The sequence below is a fragment of the Shewanella aegiceratis genome (assembly GCF_019457495.1).
GTDB lineage: Bacteria > Pseudomonadota > Gammaproteobacteria > Enterobacterales > Shewanellaceae > Shewanella > Shewanella loihica.
This window is the reverse complement of record NZ_CP080416.1, coordinates 1,758,598-1,783,886: the sequence shown is the minus strand read 5'-3', so window position 1 is coordinate 1,783,886 and position 25,289 is coordinate 1,758,598. Positions and strand designations below refer to the sequence as shown.

Below are 25,289 nucleotides of genomic sequence, written 5' to 3'. Positions count from 1 at the left end.
GCTTTGCTCAAGGCACGATAATGGATGTGATATACTGGCGACTAACGATATCTCTATTCTGTTACCTATGGTTCAACTAAATCAAAATTTTATCAATAGCATAGCGAAAGATATGCCGGATCATCTCTCGATGGATGAATTTATCAGCTATTGCGCCAAGCCTTTACGTCCCTCCATCAGGGTCAACACCCTCAAGATAACGACTGCTGACTTTATCACCATGATGAGTGCCAAAGGTTGGCAGTTTGAACCTGTACCCTGGTGCGAGGACGGCTTCTGGGTCAAGGTGGATGACTCGGTGCAGCTGGGTAACACGGTAGAGCATATTCAGGGGCTGTTTTATATTCAGGAGGCCAGCTCAATGCTGCCGCCTAAGGCGCTGTTTCCCGAGCCGATAGAAGATGCGACCTCCCTCACCCTGCTGGACATGGCCTCGGCACCGGGTTCTAAGACCACTCAGCTGGCCGCCATGATGAACAATCAAGGCTTGTTGGTCGCCAACGAATACTCCTCCAGCCGGGTCAAGGTGCTACACGCCAACGTGCAGCGCATGGGCGCCAGTAATCTCGCCCTCACCCACTTCGACGCCAGAGTGTTTGGCGAGTATCTGTTCGAGAGCTTCGACGCCATACTGCTCGACGCCCCCTGCGGCGGTGAAGGTACTGTGCGCAAAGACCCTGACGCCCTCAAACATTGGGACGAGGGTGAGATAGAGGCTATTGCCAGCGTGCAGCGCGACCTGATCGAGTCTGCCTTTCTGGCCCTCAAGCCCGGTGGCAGCCTGGTTTATTCCACCTGCACCCTCAACCGCCGCGAAAATCAGGACGTCTGTTTGCACCTCAAGGCCACCTATGGCGATGCGGTGCAGTTTGAATCCCTTGCCGAGCTCTTCCCCGGCGCCGAAAAGGCATGCACTAGTGAAGGCTTCCTCCATGTCTGGCCACAGATCTTCGACAGCGAAGGCTTCTTCATCGCCAAGCTAACCAAGCTCGCCGCCGTGCCAAGAAACAGCGAGGAGCCACGCAAACAGAAAAACTTTCCCTTTGCCCCAATAGACAAGAAGTCTCGCCAGGCCCTCTGGGACTACTTCGATACCTGCTTTGGCATCAAGCTCGATGGTCAGGGGATTTTGATGCAAAGAGACGATGAGTTTTGGCTGTTCCCGACTAATGTCGAGCCGCTCATCGGCAAGATCCGTTTTCAGCGGATCGGTCTTAAGCTGGCCGACGCCCTGAAGAAAGGCTTTAAGCCTAGACACGAGGCCGTCATGGCGCTGGCCGACAGGTCACGAGGGATCCCCCTTGATGAGGCTCAGGCGATTCAATACCTGATGGGACGTGATATCGCCTTAGCCACCAAAGAGAAGCCCCAAGGCGAGCGGTTGGTCAGCTACCAGGGCGCCCACTTAGGCCTGGTGAAACATCTGGGCAATAAACTTAAAAACAGCCTGCCCAGAGACCTGGTGCGGGATAAAATCTGCTCTTCTTCGGCGATGGCAGTGGATCAGCAAGCTACTGTCGCAGAATAAAGCAAAAGCCACTGAATTAACGTCAGCGGCCATGCATTAACATTTTGTTACATTTTAATCTGAGATTTGCCTAGACGAGCCCGGCAGTGAGGTAGAGTTTGACTACACTAAAAGCCTGAGATGAAATTCGAGGCAATCTCAAACAGTAGCGCACGGCTCTGCAAAGAGCCATTCCCCTAGACCCAGAACAATTGGAATAGTTTTGGGTCTTTTTTTATCTGCTTCTCTTGGCTTGTTAGATAAGCCTATTCTTCGCAGCCTTTCTTAAACGCTTTGCTCAGCAACACTTCTCAATGCCGCCAAATATGCTAAATACGCTATAAATGCCAAATACTGTGAACCTATATCACTCAACAGCCACTAGGCTTTCACTAACTTAGCCGCGTCTTTGAACAGCCTGAAGAAGTTATCACCGGTATACTCTGCCAGTTCTTCATACTTCTCGCCGCGCAGCTCGGCCACAAACTCCGCCACATCCCGAACAAACGCAGGTTGGTTCTCTTCGCCGCGATGAGGCACGGGCGCAAGATACGGCGCATCGGTTTCCACCAGAAGTCTGTCCTTTGGCACCTTGCGGATCACAGAGCGCAGCTCACCGGCATTCTTAAAGGTCACTATGCCAGAGACTGAGATATAGAAGCCCAAGTCGATGGCTGCCTTGGCCATCTCCCAATTCTCGGTGAAGCAGTGCAGCACACCGCCTACCTTGTCCGCTTTACCTGCTTTCAGCATGGCGATGGTATCTTCACGGGCATCGCGGGTGTGGACGATCAACGGCTTATCTACCTCGACCGCCAGGGCGATCTGCTGCTCGAAACATTGCTGTTGTAGCGTCTTGGTCTCGCCCGAGTAGTAATAATCCAGGCCTGTCTCACCGATGGCGACCACCTTAGGATCTTGCAGATAGCTGTGTAGCTGCGCCGTATCCAGCCCCTCCTGCACATCCAGCGGATGCACGCCCGCCGACAGGAACACCTGGTCGAAGGCTGCCATTTTCGCCTGCATAGAGGCAAAACCTTGCTGGCGCACATTGACGCACAGGAAATACTCCACGCCACGCTCCTTGGCTTGAGTCAGCAAGGTCTTCAATGAATCTTGATCGGGCGCCGCCTTAAGGCGATCGAGATGGCAATGGGAATCGATAAGCACGCAAAAATCCTAAGTCACTACAAAAGGAGCCAAAGGATAGCTATCTACATGGTACAGGTCAAATCGCCTGAGGCGAGTTCGCGGGAAAGTAGGTTTTCGATATGATGTTTGTGGGTCTGGGCGTCGGTGATGATCTTCACCCCAATCCCCGCTGGTCGGCCACCGGATGCGCCCAGAGGATTGATCCACACCACCAGGCCCTGAAACTCATGACGCACGGTCGAGCCCGGTAACTGGTAGGCGATGGTGAGCTCCTGCCCCAGATAATGACTTTCGGTAGTCGCCACAAACAGGCCCGCGGGCTGTATGAAGGGCATGTAGGCTCTATATAGCTGATGTAATGTATCAAAATTAACCACGAGATCGACCATATTATTTTAACTTGTTGTTAGCGACTGATACTCTAAGATAAACGCCTGAAAAACGGCCATAAAATTCACATTAGGCATCATACTCAGGCTATGATACGTCTCCATAACCTTGGCTGCAAATTTTGTTATCTTGATGTTAATTAATGCATCAGCATTTTTCTGCTTCACCAGTTTTTGTCGCAGGACAACATACAAAACCTTAAGTGCATCAGAAACTTGCTTTTCATCTATATTAGTTAAGTTAGCACACAGGTGCCCAGACGACAAACTTTGAACCCAGGCTTTTCTGAGGCCGATCAAGGCTTCGTAGCGACCATCATTTAAGGCGGTGAGCAGATCGACAGGGCCGCCGACAACCGGCAGACACCAGGTCACATCACTCGTTAGGTTAAACTGCGCCGCCAGCCACTCCTGCACCGTCTCGCGACTCGGCAGCTGGCAATGCAGGCGCTGACAACGACTGCTGATGGTTGCCATCAAACGACTCGGGGTATCACTCTGGAGCAACAAGAGAGTCTCTCTGCCCGGCTCTTCCAGGGTCTTCAACAGGGCGTTGGCCGCCGCGGTATTAAGTCGCTCACAGTTTTTAATCACAGCAACCCGTCTGCCCCCTTGCTGGGCGGTGGCGGTCAACTTCTGACACAGCTCCCTGACTTGATCTACCTTGATCTGATTGCCGTCGGCCTGCAGCTGATAACAATCTGGATGGTTACCGGCGATAAACAGCTGACAGCTCTTACAGACGCCGCAGGCGCCATTGGCCCTCGGCGCCATACACAAGCTGGCCTGGGCCAAGGTGTTGGCAAGTTGCATGCCGCCGTAGCCTTGGTGGATCCCCAACAGATAGGCATGGCCCTGCTGGCCAGATATCAGCTGACTACAGAAAGCCTCACGAGCCGGGGTTAACCAAGGTAGATCCATCATAGACTCCGCAATTGTCATGACCAGTCTTGTCGTTGCAACACGGCTAAGATCTCTTTATGCACCTGCGCCATCGTCTGGCTGGCATCGATCACCACGATTGACTCGTCGCGCGCCGCCAGCTGCAAATAAGTTGCCCTGGCACGTTCGAAGAAACTCAGCGCCTGCTGCTCGATTCTATCCAGGGCGCCCCTGTCTCTGGCGCGCTGCAAGCCAAGCTGAGGATCGATATCCAAGTATAGGGTCAGATCGGGCTTAAAATCTTTCAGGGTCGCGTTACTCACCGCCTCGACCAGCGGCATGAGTTGACGCCCGCCCCCTTGGTAGGCCAGAGATGAGAGGTTGTGACGATCGCCCAACACCCAGTTACCCTGAGCCAAAGCCGGTTTTATCACATTTGCCACCAGCTGCGCCCTGGCGGCATAGATGAGCAAACACTCTGACTCATCACATAGGGGATCGTTAGGGTCGGCAATCTTTACCAGATCCCTTATGCGCTCTGCCAGCGGCGTGCCGCCTGGCTCACGGGTACACACGGGCGGAACACCATTGTGTTTCTCGATAAAATCTCTCACCAGGGCGATGGCACTCGACTTGCCTGCCCCTTCCAATCCTTCGATAACGATAAATTTCGCGCTGTTTTGCTTCATCGATTTCTCTGATACTTATCTACAGCACGGTTGTGCTCGGTTAATGTTTTAGAAAATATATGGCTGCCGTCATTCTTCGACACGAAGTAGAGGTAGTCGACATCGGCCGGACGCGCCGCCGCCATCAGGGATGCCCCGCTCGGCGCGGCTATGGGCGTCGGCGTCAGGCCATGAATACGATAGGTGTTGTAGGGCGTCTGCTCACGCAGGTCTTTGCGGGTAATATTGCCCTGGTAACGCTCACCCATGCCATAGATCACAGTAGGATCTGTCTGTAGACGCATTCCCTTACGCAATCTATTAGTAAAGACCGCCGAGATCCAGGGACGCTCGCTGGCCTTACCCGTCTCTTTTTCGATAATCGATGCCATGGTCAGCAGCTCATAGGGACTCTTTAGCGGTATGCTCTGGTCGCGCTCCTGCCAGGCCCTGTCTAGCTCCTGCTGCATCTTCTGATAGCTCTGCTGCAGAATCACCTTAACCGAATCACCATTGCCATAATGGTAGGTGTCGGGATAAAACTTGCCCTCGGGCAGCTTAGACTCATCGCCATTATCCTCAAGCACCTCCAGGAAGGCGCCCTCCTGCCACTTCAGGCGCGGCAATTGCTTGAGCTGCTCGCGCCACTCTTTGATGCTCTGCCCTTCGACTAGGGTCACGGTAAAGACCATCTCCTTGCCCTGACGTAGCTTTTCGAGCAGCTCGACCACAGTGTCATTGGGAGAAAGTTGATACAGACCGCTGCGGATCTTGGCAAGCTCGGGGCGCAGCTTAACCAGCAGCTTAAGCTTCCAAAGCTCATCCACGGCGCCGGTTTGTGCCAAGGCGTTCGCCATCTGTGAAAAGGAGGTACCACGCGCCACCTCAAACTCGACGGGGACATCGAGCTTAAGCGGCATCTGGCCATAACTCACCACGCTCTGATAGACCCAATATAGGCCAATCGCGCTCAAGGTTAACAGGCTAAAGAGTGCGGTCAGCACGCCTATGATCAGTTTTTTCATAATATTATTTTTAGATCGTGTAGCAATTGGGTTAGCAGAGGGCTATGGCTGAATGAGTGCTTAGCTATGCCATTCACAGGCACAGCGCCAAACAGGCTGTTGCTGGCCAGAACATGGTCAAAATCTGCGAGTTCATTGGGCGAGACGCGGCGCACCTCGAGAGTAAACCCGGCCTCGACAAACCAGAGCAGCAACTGCTCACGCATCACACCAGCCACCCCAGCCTGATCCAGACTCGGCGTAAATACGGTGTGACCCTTTATAAAGAAGAGGTTGGCCATGGAGGCCTCGATAATGTTGCCGGCCGTGTCGCAGACCAGCCAATCATCGAATCCGTCATCTAACTTGTGTGTACGGATCAGCACCTGCTCGAGACGATTAAGGTGTTTGATGCCCGCCAACAGTGGCTGCTGACCGAGTGTCACCGGACTTAGTTGCAACTTGATGCCAGCAGCTTGCCACTGACGGTAATGCGCGGGGATCTCATGCAGCGACAACACACAAGTTGGCGTGGGCGTTTGCGGCGGCATATAACCGCGTCCGCCAGTGCCACGGCTTACGAGTAACTTGAGGCAATAATCTTGGGTAAAGTGTTTGGCGCCCTGCTCACAGGCCTTTGTTATTTGCTCGCTCAGCGCAGCAGCATCTGGCAGCGGGAATCCAAGTCGATGAGCCCCTTGGGCCAAACGAAGCAGATGGCTCTCGATAAAGAGTACCTCAGCGCCTCGACAGCGCATGGTGGCAAACAGGCCATCGCCGTAGGCCAGTCCCCTGTCGAACGCCGAAACACTTGCTGCTTGTTCACCGTTTACCCAGATAGTCTGCGACATCATTTGTCCTGACTGATCCGGCTGGCAACGGCTTCTTGCTGATCCCTGTATTTAGCACTCTTGCGCTTATTGTAGGGGCGCGCCACTGGCGAGCTTAGACGCTCGAAGTTGAGGGCACCTATGGTCATCATGGGCTTCAAGGCCAGGGGAAGCTTGCCGCTGTTGTAGAACTCCAGCACTATCTTTCCCTGCCAACCGGGATCGATGCGATGGGCCGTGACATGCACCATGAGCCCTAACCGTGCCAAAGAGGAGCGGCCATCCAACCAGCCGACGATATCGGCGGGCAGGGTGAGACTCTCATGGGTGACGGCCAGTGCGAGCTCGCCGGGATGGAGGAAAAAGGCTTCCCCTTCGGGGATCACTATCTTATCGCTCATCACGCGATCCAGGGCCGCCTGCACCTCGCTGCTGGGGCCACTGAGATCGATATAGGGGGCCGTATGATCTTGAAATACGCGGAACTGATTACCGAGTTTCACATCGACACTGACGCCACTGATGGCCTCAGCATCGGGACGGGGATCGATGACAATACTCCCCTCCTCTATACATGCTGCTATCTCTAAATCCGTTAAACGCATCCCAGCCTAACTCCCCATATCAAACGACTATTTTGCTAAAAGATGTTGAATTCTAGCCTTTAATATATCGGTTGCGATGCGGTTTTTACCACCACGCGGCACGATAATATCGGCATATTGCTTAGAAGGATCGATAAATTGCAGGAACATAGGACGCACTGTCTGAGTGTACTGCTGCATCACAGACTCCATGGTACGGCCACGCTCGGCCACATCGCGGGTCAGGCGGCGCATGAAGCAGATGTCCAGTGGCGTGTCCATGAAGACGCTGGCATCCATCTGCTCGCGCAGGTTAGGATCTGTCAGTAGCAAGATCCCCTCGAGGATGATCACCTTCTTAGGTGTCATGGTGACTGTCTCGGCCATACGGGTATGTTCGGTATAGCTGTATTGAGGGATCTCCACCGCCTCGCCATTTTTCAGGGCGCTAAGGTGTTCACACAGCAGCTGATGATCCAGCGCCTTTGGGTGATCGTAATTGGTTAGGACACGCTGATCCATCGACAGATGACCCTGATCCTTATAGTAGGCATCCTCGGCGATAACCCCTATCTGATCTGTGCCCAGATCACGGCATAGCTCCTCGAAAATCGTCTTCGCGATTAGGCTCTTACCCGATGCCGATGCCCCTGCGATACCAATTATGACACATTGCGAATTCATGCTTTGTAAACCTTACTCATCATCTGAAATTGAAATAGATACGACACTCTGTGTCTGGCTCAGGGCGAGTTGTGCCCCCACCTTTCTGGCGATCTCCTTATACAACAAGGCCACCTGGCTCTCGCCATCCGTCACCACGGTCGGCGTGCCTTTATCCACATCCTCGCGGATATTCAGTTGCAGCGGTAGCTGCCCCAAAAGCGGTACATTGTAACGTGCTGCCATCTTAAGGCCGCCATCTTCACCAAAGAGGTGCTCCTTATGACCACAATCGCTACAGATATGGAAACTCATGTTCTCGACAATACCCAGCACAGGAATATTCACCTTCTGGAACATGCTGATCCCCTTCTTGGCATCGGCCAAGGCGATATCTTGCGGGGTGGTGACCACCACGGCGCCGCTAACCGGCACCTTCTGTGACAGGGTCAGCTGAATGTCGCCGGTACCTGGTGGCATGTCGATCACCAGGTAATCCAGCTCGGGCCACAGGGTCTCATTAAGCAGCTGCGCCAATGCGCCAGCCGCCATAGGGCCGCGCCAAACGGCGGCCTCATCACCACTGACGATAAAGCCGATAGATTGAGCGGCGATACCGTGAGCCTCGGCGGCGGTCATCATCTTGCCGTCGGGTGAGACAGGGTTAAAGTTGGGTACGCCCAACATGAGCGGAATCGAGGGGCCATAGATATCGGCATCGAGAATCCCCACCTTGGCGCCTTCGGCCGCTAGTGCCAGCGCCAGGTTGACCGAGGTGGTCGACTTACCCACACCGCCCTTACCCGAGGCAACGGCAATTACCTGTTTGACGTTTGGTAGCGGCTCGACCGCACCGGCCGAAATCACCGCTGGCTGGAAATCGATTTCGCACTCAACTTCATCGATGGCATCGAGCACCGCCAGCTTATTGGTGATCGCCATGACGGTATCGCGATACTGGCTCTGACAGGGGTAGGGATAACACAGCCCTAGCTGCAATCGCTTGCCTTCAATATCCAGCTTGGTCACGCAACCTGCGCTCACCAGACCTTGCATTAAATAGGGGTCTTGATGGGCATCTAAAATAGCCAAAACCGGACCGAGCAGATCATCGCTGAGATGATAATTCTGAGACGCTGAAGACAAAACGACTACCTCCAAAAATAAATTTGGCTAAGTGTATCAGAAAAACTCCTCATATTCGGATAGATTTAGTTCACTTAAAGCAGCTTTTGATGAAACTTTAGCGATGATCGGTTAGTATCTATGCCATTCTTTTTGGGCACTTACTGATTTTGAGACAAGATGGCAACTTCACAACGTAAAATTCTCGTGACCAGCGCACTTCCGTACGCCAATGGCCCCATTCATTTAGGTCACATGCTTGAATATATTCAAACCGATATCTGGGCGCGTTTTCAAAAGCTACGCGGCCACGAATGTCACTATATCTGTGCAGACGATGCCCACGGCACGCCCATCATGCTTAAGGCGCAGCAGCTCGGCATGGCGCCAGAGGAGATGATCGCTCAGGTACAGAAAGAGCATCAGCAGGATTTTGCCGACTTTAATATCCAGTTCGATAATTTCCACAGCACCCACAGCGACGAGAACCGTGAGCTGGCGAGCGAGATCTATCTCAAGCTTCGCGATGGCGGCTATATCAAGTCAAAGACCATCTCTCAGCTGTTCGATCCTGAAAAGTCTATGTTCCTGCCGGACCGCTTCGTTAAGGGCACCTGCCCTAAGTGTAAGTCTGTGGATCAATATGGCGACAACTGTGACAGCTGCGGCGCGACCTACAGCCCAACGGATCTAATCGATCCTAAATCGGCAGTATCGGGTGCCACACCTGTGATGAAAGAAACTGAGCACTTCTTCTTCGACCTGCCCGCCTTCGAAGAGATGTTAAAAGAGTGGACCCGTTCAGGTTCGCTACAACAAGAGATGGCGAACAAGCTGGGCGAGTGGTTCGAACAAGGCCTGCAGCAGTGGGACATTACCCGTGACGCACCTTACTTCGGCTTCGAGATCCCAGATGCACCGGGTAAATTCTTCTACGTCTGGCTCGATGCGCCTATCGGCTACATGGGCTCGTTCAAGAACCTGTGCAACAAGCGCGGCGACCTTAACTTCGACGAGTTCTGGGCAAAAGACTCAACCGCCGAGGTATACCACTTCATCGGTAAAGATATCGTCTACTTCCATAGCCTGTTCTGGCCTGCCATGCTAGAAGGCGCGGGATTCCGTAAGCCAAACAGCGTCTATGCCCACGGCTATGTGACAGTAAATGGCGCCAAGATGTCAAAGTCTAAAGGCACATTCATCAAGGCCAGAACCTATCTGGATAACTTAAATCCTGAGTACCTGCGTTACTACTATGCGGCTAAGCTCAGCAGCCGTATCGACGATCTCGACCTCAACCTGGAAGACTTTGCCCAACGCGTCAACTCAGATCTCGTGGGTAAGCTGGTTAACCTCGCCTCTCGCACCGCAGGCTTCATCAGCAAGCGTTTCGACGGCAAGCTAGCCAAGGTTGCCGACGCTAGCCTGACTGAAACCTTCCTCGCCAAGGCAGATGCCATCGCCGAGTTTTACGAGACCCGTGAATTTGGTAAGGCGATGCGTGAGATCATGGCCCTGGCCGATATCGCCAACGCCTTTGTCGCCGATGCCGCCCCATGGCAGCTGGTGAAAGAGGAAGATAAGCAAGAGGAAGCCCACCAGGTATGTAGCAACGCGCTAAACCTGTTCCGCATCCTGGTGACCTACCTCAAGCCTGTGCTGCCAAAACTGGCCCAGGACGTGGAAGCCTTCCTGAAACTTGAACTGACCTGGGATGACTTAGCAAGAGATCTCAGCGGTCATGAAATCGCGCCGTTCAAGGCCTTGATGCAGCGCGTCGAGATGAAGAACATCGAAGCCATTATCGAAGCGTCTACCGAAAACCTACAGGTAGCCGAGGCGCCTAAGAGCCAGCTGGATCTCGACCCTATCAGCGAAGAGATCAGCTTCGACGACTTCGCCAAGTTAGATCTGCGTATCGCCCGTATCGCCAAGGCAGAGCATGTGCCTGAGGCCAACAAGCTGCTTAAGCTGCAGCTGGACCTGGGTGGCGAGACTAAGCAGGTGTTTGCCGGCATCAAGTCTGCCTACGCACCAGAAGATCTGGAAGGCAAGCTAACCGTGATGGTGGCCAACCTGGCGCCGCGCAAGATGCGTTTCGGCATGTCTGAAGGCATGGTGTTGGCTGCGGGGCCAGGTAAGAAAGATCTGTGGATCCTAGAGCCACATGAAGGTGCCCAACCTGGCATGCGCGTAAAATAAGTCGCTTGTTCGGGACTCAACCGAGACGACACAAAAAAGGCCGCTAACTAGCGGCCTTTTCTTTTAGATACTCGACTCGAGTCAGCTTTCACAATCGATTCGTTACACCGGATTGTCGATATCCACAAAATGGTGAGTCAGGCCAAACTCGTTAGCCAGGTGTTCACCCAATGCCTTGATGCCGAACCTTTCCGTGGCGTGATGACCCGCAGCAAAGTAGTGAATATCCTGCTCAACTGCGCTATGGAAGGTACGCTCAGACACCTCGCCACTGATAAAGGCATCGACGCCCAAATCTACGGCGATATCTATGTAGTCTTGCGCCCCGCCGCTGCACCAGGCTAGGCGATGAATCGGCTTGTCGCTCTCACCTAAGTGCAATGCCTGACGGCCCAGAACGCCCGCCAAGTGCTCGGCAAACGCACTTGGCGCCATAGGCTCATCGAGACGCCCCTGCCACACCAGCCCCTGGGCAACCCCCTCCACCGACTCGGCATCTATGATCCCAAGCTCTCGCGCCAACTCAGCGTTGTTCCCCAGCATAGGATGGCCATCGAGCGGCAGGTGATATCCATAGAGGTTGATATCATTGTTAATCAGCGACTTGATGCGGCGAAACTTCATCCCGGTAATGGTCTCAGGCTCACCCTTCCAGAAGAAGCCATGATGCACCAGTAAGGCATTGGCGTTTAGCTCAACCGCCTTGTCGATCAATGCCTGACAGGCGGTCACCCCGGTGACAATCGTCTTAATTCGCTCCTTGCCCTCGACCTGTAACCCGTTAGGGGCATAGTCCTTGTAGTTGCCTACCTGCAGAAATTCCGTGAGGTATCGAGTCAATGCTGTACGATTCATCTAAGCTCCTCATATGAATCAGATAACTTTGGTCGTTCCAGCGCTCAAGGGCTGAAAGAATGACCGTGACGATAGCGCCTAGTTTAGCCATATCTGAGCCTCAGTTCATAGAAATACGTTGAATTTCTGTGAAAATTGGACAATTCAGGCGTTTCAGCTATAAAATTAGGCCAAACCTTCAATTACACATTAAAAGAAATAGGTTAATACTATGTCAAAGTTGACCAAAGAAGAGGTGATCAGCACACTCGAGGCTGCATTGAGCAAGGCGCAGGGTAAAAGCGTTACCATCGAGCAGAAAGGAAGCTGGTACAAGATCGATGGTGGTAAGTCTCTTCGTTTTAGTGATTTAGAAGCCATGTTGGCTGAACAAGGTGAGCAAGCTCCTGCAGCTAAGGCTCCTGAAAAAGCGGAAAAACCTAAGGCTGCGCCTAAGAAAGCCGCACCTGCAAAAGCAGCCAAGCCTAAGGCAGAGGCGAAAGCCAGCAAATCAACCTCTGGTGGCATGACACCGAAAGAGCTTTGGCGTGCAAAGCTGGCGGGTAAAGGACAACTTCCTCGCGGCTTCTAAACAAGCCACTTATCGTTATAAGAACGTATCGTCATAAAAAAGGAGCCCCATGGCTCCTTTTTTATTGAATGCTTTTATACGACTAGCTTTATGTTGAATAACAGTAGGATGCCTACATCGCCAGGTCGACTCGCACGCCCCCCTGCAGGTAGACCACGCGCACCTCATCATCGACGTTGAAAATCATGCCGGGGTCCAGGTCCTGGATCACCATTACCTCCCGACCATCTTCATAACGTATCATCAGCTCCACCAGCTTCAACTGCTGATAGTAATCGCCGCCTGCATTATGGCCAATGCCGCCACCAATGAGGGCTCCCAATATTGTGGCAACATCCTGACCGCTACCGCCACCAAACTGATGCCCTATGACGCCACCTATCAAGGCGCCGCCAAATGTGCGCCAGCCCTGGTTACGATCTTCCACTAACTGCGTCTGGGTAATGTTACGTACCGAGGTGACATAACCATACTCTACCTTCTCGACAGGGACGGCTTGATTACGCTCGTAGGCGGCACTGACACCAGCACTCAGCCCTAGGCTGGCAAGCAAGATAAAAACTGACCAAATAAAGCGAAAGAGGCGGGGGGTAGGTTTCAACATAAGAGGTTTTCCGCTAACTTATAAAGAGGCCGATAACTAATTTTACTCAATTGTGAACTCACTGTCCTATTTAAATCATGAGCTGGCAAAGTTCCCTTCGCCGGAGTTTGCCCTAACCGATCCAAACGGACTCTTGGCCATCGGCGGCGATCTACACCCCAAGCGTCTGCTCAACGCTTATTATGAGGGGATCTTCCCCTGGTTTAACGAAAACGACCCTATCCTTTGGTGGTCCCCCGACCCCCGCGCCGTGTTTGTGCCCGGTTCACTCAAGGTCAGTCGCAGCCTGAAGCGCGATATCAAACGCCGTCAGTGGCGCTTCAGCGTCAATCGCGCCTTTAACAGCGTGATCGAGCACTGCGCCCTCACCCGCCAAGGCAAGGAAGGGACCTGGATCACCTTAGAGATACAGCAGGCCTATAAGGCGCTACACCAATACAACAAGGCCCACTCGATTGAGGTGTGGGACGGCGATAAGCTCATTGGTGGCCTCTATGGGGTGGCCATCGGCCAGGTGTTTTGCGGCGAGTCCATGTTTCACCTGCAGAGCAATGCCTCCAAGGCAGCCATGGCAATGCTACACCAACACCTGTTATCACACAGATACCGGCTGATCGACGCCCAGGTCATGAATCCTCATCTGGCATCCCTGGGTGCCAAGGCATTAAAGCGAGCGGATTTCATCAACCTATTGAAGCGTTTTCGCGATATCGAGGTCGCCAGCGACGCCTGGCACCCACAAGAGGTGCAGATTGAACTCTAGATCCGACACCATACAGGTGGGTATGACACATACCTTCGACTGCAGCTACCTGCCGGGCAAGCAGGAACAACTGTTAGTGCTGCAGGAGGAGTCTCTCGACCTCACCCTGTTTGAGAAGCTCTTGGCCTTAGGTTTTCGCCGCAGTGGCGAGACTATTTATAAGCCACATTGCCCCCACTGTCAGGCCTGCCTGCCGATACGTATTCCGGTGGAACTCTTTACGCCGTCACGACGGCAGAAACGCACCCTGAAACAGAATCAAGATGTTAACTGGCACTTGGTCGACACCTGCACCGACGAGCACTACGCGCTCTATGACAGGTACATCAAGGCGCGCCACCACGATGGTCCCATGTATCCCCCCTCGCGAGAACAGTATGATCATTTCGTGCAGTGCAGCTGGCATCCACCAAAGCTGCTCGAACTGCGGCTCGAAGGTGAGCTGATAGGCGTAGCGGTCACTGACGTGTTGCCAAACAGCCTGTCGGCCATCTACAGCTTCTTTGCCCCCGCGCTGGATAAACGCTCTCTGGGCTCCTTGATGATTCTATTGCAGTGCGATCTCGCGAGGCAGATGCACAAGGCGCATGTCTACCTGGGTTATCAGATCCATGAGTCACGTAAGATGAATTACAAGACCGCCTACCATCCCTACGAGATATTGACCGCAAATGGTTGGCAACTCAGTGAATAAGCGCGCTTAATGAGAAAAAATAAAGCAAACAGATATTTGCCCAGATAACGAACACCTCTTTACAGAAGCGCTAATTTGCGGCATGATACGCCCGTTTTTAATATTTGAAGGCTAACAGGATAACTGATTAATGGCGAAAGAAGACAACATTGAGATGCAAGGCACTATTCTTGAAACCTTGCCAAATACAATGTTTCGAGTAGAGCTAGAGAATGGTCACGTAGTAATCGCCCATATCTCAGGCAAAATGCGTAAAAACTACATCCGTATTCTAACGGGTGATAAGGTCACAGTTCAGCTGACCCCTTATGATTTGAGCAAAGGGCGCATCGTCTTCCGTTCACGCTAATCGTTAGCTTACGAATAATAAAAACCGGCAGTGCCGGTTTTTTTGTTCCTAATCGATAGCGACAATGGCAGAGACTGGCACCTACGCAGGATCTGACACATAGTCCAAATCATGAAAAAAGGCTGCATCTGCAGCCTTTTTTTTACGTCAGTGTATTACGCCTGTGTCAGCCGCTCCGACTGCTCAATCTTGATGGTCAGCTTATCACCGTCGACATCCACATGGGCCACACCGCCCTTCTCCAGCTTGCCAAAGAGGATCTCATCGGCAAGTGGACGTTTGATCATCTCGGTGACCACACGGGCCATAGGCCGTGCCCCCATCGCCTTATCATAGCCTTTCTCGGCCAGTAAGGTTCTGGCGTCATCGCTCACATCCAGCACCACAGACTTCTCATCCAGTTGCGCCTGCAGCTCGACCAGGAACTTGTCGACCACCTTGGCGATGACCGTCATATCCAGATGGTTGAACCAGATGATCTCATCCAAGCGGTTTCTGAACTCGGGCGAGAAGACGCGGTTGATCTCAGACAAAGCATCCTGGCTGTGATCTTGCTGCTTGAAGCCGATGGATTTACGCACCGTCTCCTGCACGCCCGCGTTGGTGGTCATCACCAAGGTCACGTGTCTAAAATCCGCCTTGCGACCGTTATTGTCGGTCAGGGTACCGTGGTCCATCACCTGCAGGAGCAGATTATAGACATCGGGATGGGCCTTTTCGATCTCATCTAGCAGCACCACGCAATGTGGGTTCTTGATCACCGCATCGGTTAACAAGCCCCCCTGATCATAGCCAACATAGCCCGGCGGCGCACCGATAAGGCGAGACACGGTATGACTCTCCATATATTCGGACATATCGAAACGCACCAGCTTGAGGCTAAGACAAGATGCCAGCTGACTGGTGACCTCTGTCTTACCCACACCTGTCGGACCGGCAAACAGGAAGCTACCCACAGGCTTGTGGGCGCCGCTGAGGCCAGAGCGTGACAGGCGAATCGCCGAGCTTAAGGCTTCAATAGCCTTATCCTGGCCAAACACCACCATCTTAAGATTACGCTCAAGGTTCTTCAGCATATCCTTATCGGTGGCCGATACCGTCTTCTCTGGGATCCGCGCTATCTTAGCAATGATAGACTCGATCTCCGCCTGACCTATGGTCTTCTTGCGCTTGCTCGCCGGCTGCATCGCCATGCGCGCGCCCGCCTCGTCGATCACATCGATCGCCTTATCGGGAAGATGTCTGTCGTTGATATGCTTATCCGCCAGACGCGCCGCCACCGACAAGGCCGCCATGGTATAGCGCACGCCGTGGTGCTCCTCATACTTACTCTTAAGGCCTTGTAAGATCTTAGTGGTTTCTGCCACAGACGGCTCGTTGATATCCACCTTCTGGAAACGTCTGGCCAGGGCACGATCTTTCTCGAAGATGCTCTGATACTCCTGGAAGGTGGTCGAGCCCATGCAGCGCAGGTGACCGCTAGAGAGCAGCGGTTTGAGCAAGTTAGACGCATCCATCACGCCACCAGATGCCGCTCCCGCGCCGATAATGGTGTGGATCTCATCGATGAACAAGATGGCGTGTTTATCTTGCGAAAGCTCCTTGAGCAGGCTTTTAAAGCGCTTCTCAAAGTCGCCACGATATTTGGTGCCCGCCAGCAAGGCGCCGAGATCCAGCGAGTAGACAGTGGCATCAGCCATCACCTCGGGAACCTCGTCGTTGACGATGCGATAGGCAAGCCCCTCGGCAATCGCCGTCTTACCAACGCCAGCCTCACCCACCAATAGTGGATTATTCTTGCGACGCCGGCAGAGGATCTGAATCGAGCGTTCTATCTCATCGGAGCGGCCGATCAGAGGATCGATATTGCCCTTGCGGGCCTCTTCGTTGAGGTTAGCGGTAAATTGCGACAGCTTGCTGCGCTCTTCCGATTCGCTGTGATCTTCAATCTGTTCGGGTTCCTGAGCATTATCCAGCTCATCACGTGACACGCCGTGGGAGATGTAGTTGACCACGTCCAGACGGGTGATCTCACCGTTACGCAGCAGATAAACCGCCTGAGACTCCTGCTCGCTGAAGATGGCCACCAAGACGTTGGCACCCGTCACTTCGTTGCGACCCGAGGATTGCACATGAAAGACGGCGCGCTGCAGCACGCGCTGAAAACCTAAGGTAGGCTGGGTTTCTCTGTCGTCGTTGGGATCGCTGATGATAGGTGTGGTCTGCTCGATGAAACTCGACACCTCTTCTCTTAACTTATCGAGGTTTGCACCGCAGGCGAGCAGCGCCTCTTGAGCCGCAGGATTATCGATTAACGCCAATAGCAGATGCTCTACGGTCATGTATTCGTGTCGCGCGTCTCTGGCTTGTTGGAACGCCAGATTCAAGGTGACCTCTAAATCTTTATTTAACATAAGCACCCCCTAAAATAATCACAAAACTTCGATATTCAGGCTTTCTCTAATGAACACAGTAACGGATGTTGGTTTTGTCTTGCAAACTGATTTACTTGTGCGACCTTGGTTTCTGCAATGCCGAAAGGGAAAACGCCGCAAATTCCCTTACCTTGGTGATGAATCGCCAACATGATATCTGTGGCTTCTTGTTCATTTTTATTAAAAAAGAGTTGTAACACCTCGATGACAAAGTCCATCGGGGTATAGTCATCGTTGTTTAAGATCACTTTGTACATCGAAGGCGGCATGAGTTCAGTTTCCGCGCGCTCTTCAATATGCTCAATATTACCTACTTTACCCATATTTCAATATTAGCCTCTAGTTTTGGCTTCTTCCAAAAGTTGCTGACCACCCGGGATAAACCTGTTACTCATCCGACCATTAGAACCAATTGCTGACGAATTTAGCGTAAATGTTGCCTTTTTGTTAAATTGGTCTTGACATCCGCTTTTACTGGTTTCATTCTGTTCATCGAGCGGTGAATTTACCCCGCCTCATAAGTTTTACTATCTTACTGGTCAGTAAACAACAGAAGGAAGTGGAAGTATGGCAAACGGAACTGTGAAATGGTTCAACAACGCCAAAGGATTCGGGTTTATCTGCCCTGAAGCTGGTGGTGAAGACGTTTTCGCACACTATTCTACCATTGAAATGGAAGGCTATCGAACTCTAAAAGCAGGCCAATCAGTCCAATTCGAGGTGGAACAGGGGCCTAAAGGGATGCACGCGTCAGCGATATCGCCCACTAAATAGTGGGTCAAAAAAACAAAAAAGGCAGGGTTATCCCTGCCTTTTTTATTACTGATTTTTAATCGCTAACAGACACCATCGAAGCGATAAAAAAGGGCGCCGTGGCGCCCTCTTTCATTATATGGCTAAATTAGCCTATCAGCTGATTCAACGTCGCACTTGGACGCATCGCCGCTTCCGCTTTAGCGGCATCCAGGCGATAGTAACCGCCTAAATTGACCGCTGGGCCCTGTGCACCATTTAACTCGGCAACAATCTTAGCTTCGTTATTGGTGAGCGCTTCGGCAAGTGGCGCGAACTGCGCTTTTAGCTCAGCATCGCTATCCTGTGCGGCCAGAGCCTGTGCCCAGTACATCGCCAGGTAGAAGTGGCTACCACGGTTATCCAGCTCACCCACACGACGTGAAGGCGAACGGTTTTCATCGAGGAACTTACCGATAGCGTTATCCAGCGCATCGGCCAATACCTGCGCCTTAGGGTTGCCGTAGTTCTGGCTCAGGTGCTCGAGTGACGCGCCCAGTGCCAGGAACTCACCCAGAGAATCCCAACGTAGGTGACCCTCTTTCTCCACCTGTTGAACGTGCTTAGGCGCACTACCGCCGGCACCAGTCTCGAACAATCCACCACCACTCATCAGCGGCACGATTGACAGCATCTTGGCGCTGGTACCCAGCTCAAGAATCGGGAAGAGATCGGTGAGGTAATCACGTAGCACGTTACCGGTTACCGAGATGGTATCCAGACCTTGCTTGATGCGCTCCAGTGAGAAGCGAGTCGCCGCCACAGGCGCCATGATGTGGATCTCAAGTCCATCGGTATCATGCTCAGGCAGATACTGCTTCACCTTGGCAATTAGTTGTGCGTCGTGGGCACGGTTCTCGTCTAACCAGAACACGGCTGGCGTAGATGACAGACGCGCACGGTTAACGGCAAGCTTAACCCAGTCACGGATAGGCGCGTCTTTAACCTGACACATTCTCCAGATATCACCGGCTTCGACGTCGTGAGACATCAACAGATTTCCGGCGGCATCGATAACCTTGACCACACCATCGGCGGCGATTTCGAAGGTCTTGTCATGGCTACCATATTCTTCGGCCTTCTGCGCCATCAGGCCGACGTTTGGCACGCTGCCCATGGTGGTTGGATCGAAGGCGCCATTTTCTTTACAGAATTGGATAGTTTCCTGGTATACACCTGCGTAGCAACGATCTGGGATCAGCGCCTTAGTGTCTTTCAGCTTGCCATCTGGGCCCCACATCTGACCCGAAGAGCGAATCGCCGCAGGCATAGAGGCATCGATGATCACATCGCTTGGCACGTGCAGGTTGGTGATACCACGGTCTGAATCAACCATAGCCAGGGCAGGACGCTCGGCGTAGATAGCGGCGATGTCGGCTTCGATCTCGGCCTTCTTGTCGGCTGGCAAGCTGGCTATCTTGGCATAGACGTCACCGAAACCGTTGTTAACATCGACGCCCAGCTCTTCAAACAGCTGGCCATGCTTTTCAAACAGTGACTTGTAGAACACCTTAACCGCGTGACCGAACATGATAGGGTCAGAGACCTTCATCATGGTCGCCTTAAGGTGCAGAGACAGCAATACATCTTCGGCCTTAGCCGCTTCGATTTCGCGCTCCATGAAGGCAACCAGAGCTTTCTTGCTCATGGTCGAAGCGTCAATCACCTCACCGGCCAGTAACTTAAGGCCAGCTTTGAGTGTCTTGCTGCTACCATCTTTACCTTCGAACAGAATATCTATGCTGCTTGGCTCGGCAACAGTCACCGACTGCTCGCTACCGTAGAAATCGCCGGCTTCCATGTGCGCTACATGAGACTTAGAATCGCTGCTCCAGGCACCCATTGAGTGTGGGTTCTTCTTGGCGTAGTTTTTTACAGAAGTCGGCGCGCGGCGGTCTGAGTTACCTTCACGCAGCACTGGGTTAACGGCACTACCTTTGATCTTGTCGTAACGCGCCTTGATATCAGCTTCTGCGTCATCTTGCGGCTCATCAGGGTAGTTAGGCAGTGCATAACCCTTATCTTGCAGCTCTTTGATACAAGCTTTTAGCTGTGGAATCGAGGCGCTGATGTTTGGCAGCTTGATGATGTTTGCTTCTGGCTTAGTGGCCAGCTCACCCAGCTCGGCAAGCGCGTCAGAGATCTGCTGTTCTGGCTTTAAAAATTCAGGGAAATTGGCAATAACACGGCCAGATAAAGAGATGTCGCGTGTCTCAACGCCAACTCCGGCGGCTGCGGTAAAATGCTTGATAATAGGCAACAGAGATAGGGTCGCGAGAGCCGGAGCTTCATCTGTCTCCGTATAGATGATCGTTGGATTGTCGTTCATTATTACTTCCTACGTTTTTTGTAAAATAAATCGTTTATTAATCAAACCACTATGATGTCATTATTATAATTTTACGATGGCGAATGCGAGGCATGAAAAGGATAAATCGTAAGGGTGAACGCCCTGGGGCTCTCCCCTGACACTTAAACCGATTTAATGCAAAACAAAGCGCGGTTAACATCTCAAAATCTGTTCACGTTTTGCTATCGATCACATTTAGTTGGCCGACATCATAAATCATTCACGCCAATATTCAAATTCCACTAATGGCGAATGCACAGTACAATGTCAGCATTAGCATACACTCAGCCAAAAGTTTGCCTCGTGAGTCCAAAAACACCCAGCGCCAATAAGCTAGCTTCTCGTCGTCAGGGAGCGAAAACCAACGCCCCAGCCACTAAATCCAAAGGCAATTCTTATCAGCCAATACGAGGAGTGGGCGCCACCGCGGCAGAGGGTGCCAAATACAAACCTAAGCTTAAAGCTAAGCCTAAGTCCAAACCTAAGCCAAAGCCAAGGCCGCAGAACCCCGTCATAGTGCTGTTTAACAAGCCCTTCGATGTCTTGTGTCAATTCACCGATGAGCAGGGTCGTCAGACCTTGAAGGATTTCATCCCGATTCAAGATGTCTACGCCGCCGGCAGGCTCGACAGAGACAGCGAAGGCTTGCTGCTACTGACCAACGATGGCCACCTGCAGTCGCGCATCACAGAGCCCAAGAAGAAAACCGATAAGACCTACTGGGTGCAGGTCGAAGGCATTCCCAGCGACGAGGCGATTCAGACACTAAGAGATGGCGTCACCCTCAAAGATGGTCCGACCCTGCCGGCCAAGGTGGAGCGTATCGCCGAGCCGGATGTCTGGCCCCGTAACCCACCGGTGCGAGAGCGCAAACAGATCCCCACCAGCTGGCTGGCGATCACCATCTGCGAGGGACGCAACCGTCAGGTCAGGCGCATGACCGCCCATGTGGGTTACCCAACGCTAAGACTGATTCGTTATAAAATAGGTCAATGGAGCCTGGATGGCATCGCAAATGGCGAATATAAGGTGCTCCCCCAATCCTAACGAGGTAATAGATGGAACGTTATAAACCCAATGTCACCGTCGCCTGCGTCATCAATTGTGACGACAAATACCTGATGGTCGAAGAGCTCATCGATGGCAAGCTCACCTACAACCAGCCCGCAGGTCATCTAGAAGCCTTTGAGAGCCTTAACCAGGCTTGCGAACGCGAGGTATGGGAAGAGACAGGCCTTAGCGTTAAGGCGCAGTCGCTGATCAACATCTATCAATTTCAGGCTAGAGACGATCTGGCCTTCCTGCGCTTCACCTATGCCTGCACCTTAGATGAGCCGCTCACACCCAAGCCCCAAGACAGCGCGATTCGCCGCGCCCTGTGGATGACGCTCGATGAGATAACCCAGCTTAAGAGCCAACTCAGAAGCCCCCTGGTGCTGCAATGTATTCACGACTTTCGTCAGGGAAAACTCTTTTCGACTGAGGTGGTCAATAGCCGCTTTCTCTAGTTAGCCCAAAGTCACAATGCGTGATAGAATATGCCCCCGCATATTATGGTGATGATTTTCCCGGCAAGTGATGCGCGATCAACGCGCAATTAAATACAGGGACAGGGCTAAGCAGGCAAATCGGCTTGCTCAACCGCCGAAAACAGCCACCATAGCTACACGAATTTAATGGTTTTTAGGATTTATGGCAGCAATCGAACCCAATCCAAACGGTAAAAAAGTGATCGTCGGCATGTCCGGCGGTGTCGACTCATCTGTTTCGGCGTATCTCCTCATGCAACAAGGCTATCAGGTCGAAGGCCTGTTCATGAAAAACTGGGAAGAGGACGATACCGACGAGTATTGTGCCGCCGCCGAAGATCTTAAAGATGCCCAAGCCGTTTGCGACAAATTGGGGATCAAGCTGCACACGGTTAACTTTGCCGCCGAATACTGGGACAACGTGTTTGAGTACTTCCTCGCCGAATATAAGGCGGGGCGCACCCCTAACCCAGATATCATGTGCAACAAAGAGATCAAGTTTAAGGCGTTTCTCGAGTTTGCCGACGACATCTTAGATGCAGACTACATCGCCATGGGCCACTATGTGCGCCGCAGTGATGCCTCGGGTCAAAGCCAGATGCTACGTGGCGTCGACGGCAACAAAGACCAGAGCTACTTCCTCTACACCTTGAGCCATGAGCAGATCGCCCGCTCCCTGTTTCCCGTGGGTGAACTGGAGAAGAGCGAAGTGCGTGAAATCGCCAAGGAGATGGGGCTGGTTACCCATGACAAGAAGGACAGCACAGGCATCTGCTTTATCGGCGAGCGTAAGTTTACCGATTTTCTACGCACCTTCCTGCCCGCACAGCCCGGCAAGATAGAGACCGCCGAAGGCGAAGTCATAGGTGAGCACCAAGGCTTGATGTACCACACCCTTGGCCAACGCAAGGGGCTGGGGATAGGCGGCATGAAGAACAGCAACGACGATCCTTGGTATGTGGTCGATAAAGATCTCGAGCGCAACGTGTTGGTAGTCGGTCAAGGTGGTAAGCACCCTCGCCTCATGTCGGTGGGTTTCTATGCCGATCAGCTACACTGGGTCGATAGAAAAGGGCCCGCCGATGGCGCTAAGATCACGGTCAAGACACGCTACCGTCAGCAGGATGTGGCCTGTACCCTCACCTATGAAGGGGACGATCGCATCAAGGTGATCTTCGACGAGCCGGTTGCCGCCGTAACCCCTGGTCAGTCGGCCGTGTTTTATGACGGCGAAGTCTGCCTTGGCGGCGGTATCATAGACAGTCTGATTAGAGAGTAAGCCGTGAGCGAGCCGATTTTCGACAGAACCATGGCCTTTGCCGGTATATTGCAGGCGATAGGTCAGGTACAAAAGGTTGCCAGACACGGCCAGGCAGACGATGAAATGCTTGGCGCCTGTTTGGGTACCATCATGGTGACCAACCCAGACAGCACTGCCGATGTGTATCAAGACAAGGTCGCGCTGAATCGCGGCTACCAACTGGTGTTGAACCAGCTGGGCGACGATAAACAGAAAGATGTCGAGGTGACCCGCTACCTTATCGGTATCCTGGCTTTGGAGCGTAAGCTATCACGCAGCTCAAATGCCATGGGCATGTTGGCCGAGCGCATTAATCAAGTACACCGCCAGCTGCACCACTTTGCCATTACCGACGAGCAGGTGGTTGCCAACTTCGCCGGCATCTACAGCGATATAATCAGCACCTTAGGCCCCAAGATACAGATCTCGGGCAATCCCGAGTACCTGAAACAACCTATGGTGCAACATAAGATACGCGCCCTGCTGCTGGCTGCTATGCGCAGCGCAGTCCTGTGGCGCCAACTTGGAGGCAAGCGCAGGCACCTTGTCTTCTCGCGAAAAACAATAGTTGATACAGCTAAGAAAAGCCTCACCCTATAAATAATAAGTTAAGTTCATTAAAGGAGCTTCTAATGGAACTTTCCGCACTAACTGCTATCTCTCCGGTAGACGGTCGTTATGGTAGTAAAACCGCCTCATTGCGAGGGATTTTCAGCGAGTACGGCCTGACCAAATACCGTGTTCAAGTCGAAATAAACTGGCTAAAGCTGCTGTCTAGCTGCCCAGAAATTGAAGAAGTTCCTCCTTTTAGCGAAGCCGCACTGGCCTTGCTTGACCAGATCAAAGACAACTTCAGCGAAGAAGACGCGCTACGCGTCAAGACCATCGAGGCCACCACTAACCACGATGTGAAGGCCGTTGAATACTTTATCAAAGAGAAGATCGCAGACAACAGCGAACTTACCGCCATCGGCGAGTTTGTTCACTTCGCCTGTACCTCAGAAGATATCAACAACCTGTCTCACGGCCTGATGCTGAGCGAAGCCCGCGAGCAGGTACTGGTGCCATACTGCCAGCAGATCGTCGATGGCGTGAAGAAACTGGCCCATGAATATCGCTCTGTACCACTGATGTCACGTACCCATGGCCAGCCAGCCTCGCCTTCTACCCTAGGTAAAGAGATGGCCAACGTTGCCGTACGTCTCGAGCGTCAGCTTAAACAGATCCAAGCGGTTGAGATCATGGGTAAGATCAATGGCGCCGTGGGCAACTACAACGCTCACCTGTCGGCCTACCCTGAAGTTGACTGGCACACACTGTCAGAACGTTTCGTGACCAGCCTGGGCCTTAACTGGAACCCATACACCACTCAGATCGAGCCACACGATTATATCGCAGAGCTGTTCGATGCCGTCGCCCGTTTCAATACCGTACTGATCGATTTTGACCGTGACATCTGGGGTTATATCGCCCTGGGTCACTTCAAGCAGAAGACGATTGCCGGTGAAATCGGTTCATCGACCATGCCGCACAAGGTTAACCCTATCGATTTCGAAAACTCAGAGGGTAACCTGGGTATCGCTAACGCCCTGATGCAGCACTTGGCGGCTAAACTGCCTGTGTCTCGCTGGCAGCGCGACCTGACCGACTCAACCGTACTACGTAACCTGGGTGTGGGCATTGCGCACTCGCTGATCGCTTATCAGGCAACTATGAAAGGCATCAGCAAGCTCGAAGTGAACGAGGCTCACCTGCGTGAAGAGCTGGACCAAAACTGGGAAGTATTGGCCGAGCCTGTACAAACCGTTATGCGCCGCTACGGCATCGAGAAGCCTTACGAGAAGCTAAAAGAGCTGACTCGTGGTAAGCGTATCGATGGCGAGCAACTGGCACAGTTCATCGACACTCTCGAGCTACCAGATGATGTGAAACTTGAGCTGAAAAAGATGACGCCTGCCAACTACATTGGCCGCGCCGAAGCTTTTGTGGATGATCTCAAGTAATCATCCCTAACACCTTATTAAAGGCGGTAGGCAGCAGC

Annotated in this window: 26 protein-coding genes; 12 read left to right on the top strand and 14 right to left on the bottom strand. The window is 52.6% G+C overall.

The window, feature by feature from the left end; all coding sequences use genetic code 11:
• Window positions 1-67 precede the first annotated feature (67 nt).
• Entirely contained in the window at window positions 68-1,528 is a 1,461-nt protein-coding gene (gene rsmF / locus K0H80_RS08065) for a 16S rRNA (cytosine(1407)-C(5))-methyltransferase RsmF (RefSeq protein ID WP_220073646.1), read from the top strand.
• Window positions 1,529-1,888: 360 nt separating this feature from the next.
• Here rsmF and K0H80_RS08060 read toward each other — a convergent pair whose 3' ends face one another.
• From K0H80_RS08060 to apbC, 9 genes are read right to left on the bottom strand one after another with little or no spacing between them, the layout of a single operon-like run.
• Window positions 1,889-2,677, bottom strand: coding sequence for a TatD family hydrolase (locus K0H80_RS08060; RefSeq protein WP_220073645.1), 789 nt, complete (start codon window positions 2,675-2,677; stop codon window positions 1,889-1,891).
• Between the two features lie 44 nt (window positions 2,678-2,721).
• Window positions 2,722-3,048: a PilZ domain-containing protein gene (locus K0H80_RS08055; RefSeq protein ID WP_011865380.1), complete on the bottom strand. Its 327-nt coding sequence runs from the start codon at window positions 3,046-3,048 to the stop codon at window positions 2,722-2,724.
• Between the two features lie 6 nt (window positions 3,049-3,054).
• On the bottom strand, window positions 3,055-3,990 hold the full coding sequence (gene holB / locus K0H80_RS08050) for a DNA polymerase III subunit delta' (RefSeq protein WP_434086641.1): 936 nt from the start codon (window positions 3,988-3,990) through the stop codon (window positions 3,055-3,057).
• The gene (tmk, locus tag K0H80_RS08045; RefSeq protein WP_220044905.1) at window positions 3,987-4,619 is read right to left on the bottom strand and encodes a dTMP kinase; all 633 of its coding nucleotides are present in this window, start codon (window positions 4,617-4,619) and stop codon (window positions 3,987-3,989) included. The genes holB and tmk overlap by 4 nt, the downstream gene beginning before the upstream one ends.
• A complete protein-coding gene (gene mltG, locus K0H80_RS08040; protein ID WP_220073644.1) occupies window positions 4,616-5,623 on the bottom strand; it encodes an endolytic transglycosylase MltG in 1,008 nt (335 codons plus the stop codon). The genes tmk and mltG overlap by 4 nt, the downstream gene beginning before the upstream one ends.
• On the bottom strand, window positions 5,620-6,453 hold the full coding sequence (pabC, locus tag K0H80_RS08035) for an aminodeoxychorismate lyase (RefSeq protein ID WP_220073643.1): 834 nt from the start codon (window positions 6,451-6,453) through the stop codon (window positions 5,620-5,622). Before pabC ends, mltG begins: the two co-directional genes overlap by 4 nt.
• Window positions 6,453-7,037 carry a dCTP deaminase gene (gene dcd, locus K0H80_RS08030; protein ID WP_220073642.1) on the bottom strand — a complete coding sequence of 195 codons (585 nt, stop codon included), beginning with the start codon at window positions 7,035-7,037 and terminating at the stop codon, window positions 6,453-6,455. Before dcd ends, pabC begins: the two co-directional genes overlap by 1 nt.
• Window positions 7,038-7,064: 27 nt before the next feature.
• Complete coding sequence (udk, locus tag K0H80_RS08025; protein WP_011865374.1) at window positions 7,065-7,700, bottom strand: uridine kinase; 636 nt, start codon at window positions 7,698-7,700, stop codon at window positions 7,065-7,067.
• A 12-nt stretch (window positions 7,701-7,712) separates the two neighbouring features.
• Window positions 7,713-8,825 carry an iron-sulfur cluster carrier protein ApbC gene (apbC, locus tag K0H80_RS08020; RefSeq protein WP_220073641.1) on the bottom strand — a complete coding sequence of 371 codons (1,113 nt, stop codon included), beginning with the start codon at window positions 8,823-8,825 and terminating at the stop codon, window positions 7,713-7,715.
• A 159-nt stretch (window positions 8,826-8,984) separates the two neighbouring features.
• On the opposite strand from apbC, the gene metG reads away from it, so the two are divergent.
• Complete coding sequence (gene metG, locus K0H80_RS08015; protein ID WP_220073640.1) at window positions 8,985-11,006, top strand: methionine--tRNA ligase; 2,022 nt, start codon at window positions 8,985-8,987, stop codon at window positions 11,004-11,006.
• A 102-nt stretch (window positions 11,007-11,108) separates the two neighbouring features.
• Here the strand turns inward: metG and K0H80_RS08010 are convergent, their stop codons facing one another.
• Complete coding sequence (locus K0H80_RS08010; RefSeq protein WP_220073639.1) at window positions 11,109-11,861, bottom strand: Nif3-like dinuclear metal center hexameric protein; 753 nt, start codon at window positions 11,859-11,861, stop codon at window positions 11,109-11,111.
• 211 nt (window positions 11,862-12,072) lie between these two features.
• Here K0H80_RS08010 and K0H80_RS08005 point away from each other — a divergent pair, with 211 nt between their 5' ends.
• Complete coding sequence (locus K0H80_RS08005; protein ID WP_220073638.1) at window positions 12,073-12,432, top strand: hypothetical protein; 360 nt, start codon at window positions 12,073-12,075, stop codon at window positions 12,430-12,432.
• A gap of 112 nt (window positions 12,433-12,544) precedes the next feature.
• On the opposite strand, the gene K0H80_RS08000 is transcribed toward K0H80_RS08005, so the two are convergent.
• Window positions 12,545-13,036 (bottom strand): outer membrane lipoprotein, encoded by a 492-nt coding sequence (locus K0H80_RS08000; protein ID WP_220073637.1) that lies wholly within the window; start codon window positions 13,034-13,036, stop codon window positions 12,545-12,547.
• 52 nt (window positions 13,037-13,088) lie between these two features.
• On the opposite strand from K0H80_RS08000, the gene aat reads away from it, so the two are divergent.
• The 3 genes from aat to infA all read left to right on the top strand — a co-directional run bounded on the left by aat (window position 13,089) and on the right by infA (window position 14,842).
• The gene (aat, locus tag K0H80_RS07995; protein ID WP_144198674.1) at window positions 13,089-13,799 is read left to right on the top strand and encodes a leucyl/phenylalanyl-tRNA--protein transferase; all 711 of its coding nucleotides are present in this window, start codon (window positions 13,089-13,091) and stop codon (window positions 13,797-13,799) included.
• The gene (locus K0H80_RS07990; protein ID WP_220073636.1) at window positions 13,789-14,493 is read left to right on the top strand and encodes an arginyltransferase; all 705 of its coding nucleotides are present in this window, start codon (window positions 13,789-13,791) and stop codon (window positions 14,491-14,493) included. Before aat ends, K0H80_RS07990 begins: the two co-directional genes overlap by 11 nt.
• 130 nt (window positions 14,494-14,623) lie before the next feature.
• Window positions 14,624-14,842: a translation initiation factor IF-1 gene (gene infA / locus K0H80_RS07985; protein ID WP_011865366.1), complete on the top strand. Its 219-nt coding sequence runs from the start codon at window positions 14,624-14,626 to the stop codon at window positions 14,840-14,842.
• Window positions 14,843-14,997: 155 nt separating this feature from the next.
• On the opposite strand, the gene clpA is transcribed toward infA, so the two are convergent.
• Entirely contained in the window at window positions 14,998-17,256 is a 2,259-nt protein-coding gene (gene clpA, locus K0H80_RS07980; RefSeq protein WP_011865365.1) for an ATP-dependent Clp protease ATP-binding subunit ClpA, read from the bottom strand.
• A gap of 35 nt (window positions 17,257-17,291) precedes the next feature.
• Complete coding sequence (gene clpS, locus K0H80_RS07975) at window positions 17,292-17,600, bottom strand: ATP-dependent Clp protease adapter ClpS (RefSeq protein ID WP_011865364.1); 309 nt, start codon at window positions 17,598-17,600, stop codon at window positions 17,292-17,294.
• Window positions 17,601-17,844: 244 nt separating this feature from the next.
• Between clpS and cspD the strand changes: the two genes are divergently transcribed.
• Window positions 17,845-18,051: a cold shock domain-containing protein CspD gene (gene cspD, locus K0H80_RS07970; RefSeq protein WP_011865363.1), complete on the top strand. Its 207-nt coding sequence runs from the start codon at window positions 17,845-17,847 to the stop codon at window positions 18,049-18,051.
• Between the two features lie 127 nt (window positions 18,052-18,178).
• Here the strand turns inward: cspD and K0H80_RS07965 are convergent, their stop codons facing one another.
• Window positions 18,179-20,398, bottom strand: a complete 2,220-nt coding sequence (locus tag K0H80_RS07965; RefSeq protein WP_220073635.1) for an NADP-dependent isocitrate dehydrogenase — start codon at window positions 20,396-20,398, stop codon at window positions 18,179-18,181.
• A gap of 273 nt (window positions 20,399-20,671) precedes the next feature.
• Between K0H80_RS07965 and rluE the strand changes: the two genes are divergently transcribed.
• From rluE to purB, 5 genes are all read left to right on the top strand, one after another.
• Window positions 20,672-21,466: a 23S rRNA pseudouridine(2457) synthase RluE gene (gene rluE, locus K0H80_RS07960; RefSeq protein WP_220073634.1), complete on the top strand. Its 795-nt coding sequence runs from the start codon at window positions 20,672-20,674 to the stop codon at window positions 21,464-21,466.
• Window positions 21,467-21,477: 11 nt separating this feature from the next.
• Window positions 21,478-21,927, top strand: a complete 450-nt coding sequence (locus K0H80_RS07955; protein WP_220073633.1) for an NUDIX hydrolase — start codon at window positions 21,478-21,480, stop codon at window positions 21,925-21,927.
• A 184-nt stretch (window positions 21,928-22,111) separates the two neighbouring features.
• Entirely contained in the window at window positions 22,112-23,227 is a 1,116-nt protein-coding gene (gene mnmA / locus K0H80_RS07950; protein ID WP_220073632.1) for a tRNA 2-thiouridine(34) synthase MnmA, read from the top strand.
• 3 nt (window positions 23,228-23,230) lie between these two features.
• On the top strand, window positions 23,231-23,848 hold the full coding sequence (gene hflD / locus K0H80_RS07945) for a high frequency lysogenization protein HflD (RefSeq protein ID WP_011865358.1): 618 nt from the start codon (window positions 23,231-23,233) through the stop codon (window positions 23,846-23,848).
• 32 nt (window positions 23,849-23,880) lie between these two features.
• A complete protein-coding gene (gene purB / locus K0H80_RS07940) occupies window positions 23,881-25,251 on the top strand; it encodes an adenylosuccinate lyase (protein WP_220073631.1) in 1,371 nt (456 codons plus the stop codon).
• Window positions 25,252-25,289: the final 38 nt, after the last annotated feature.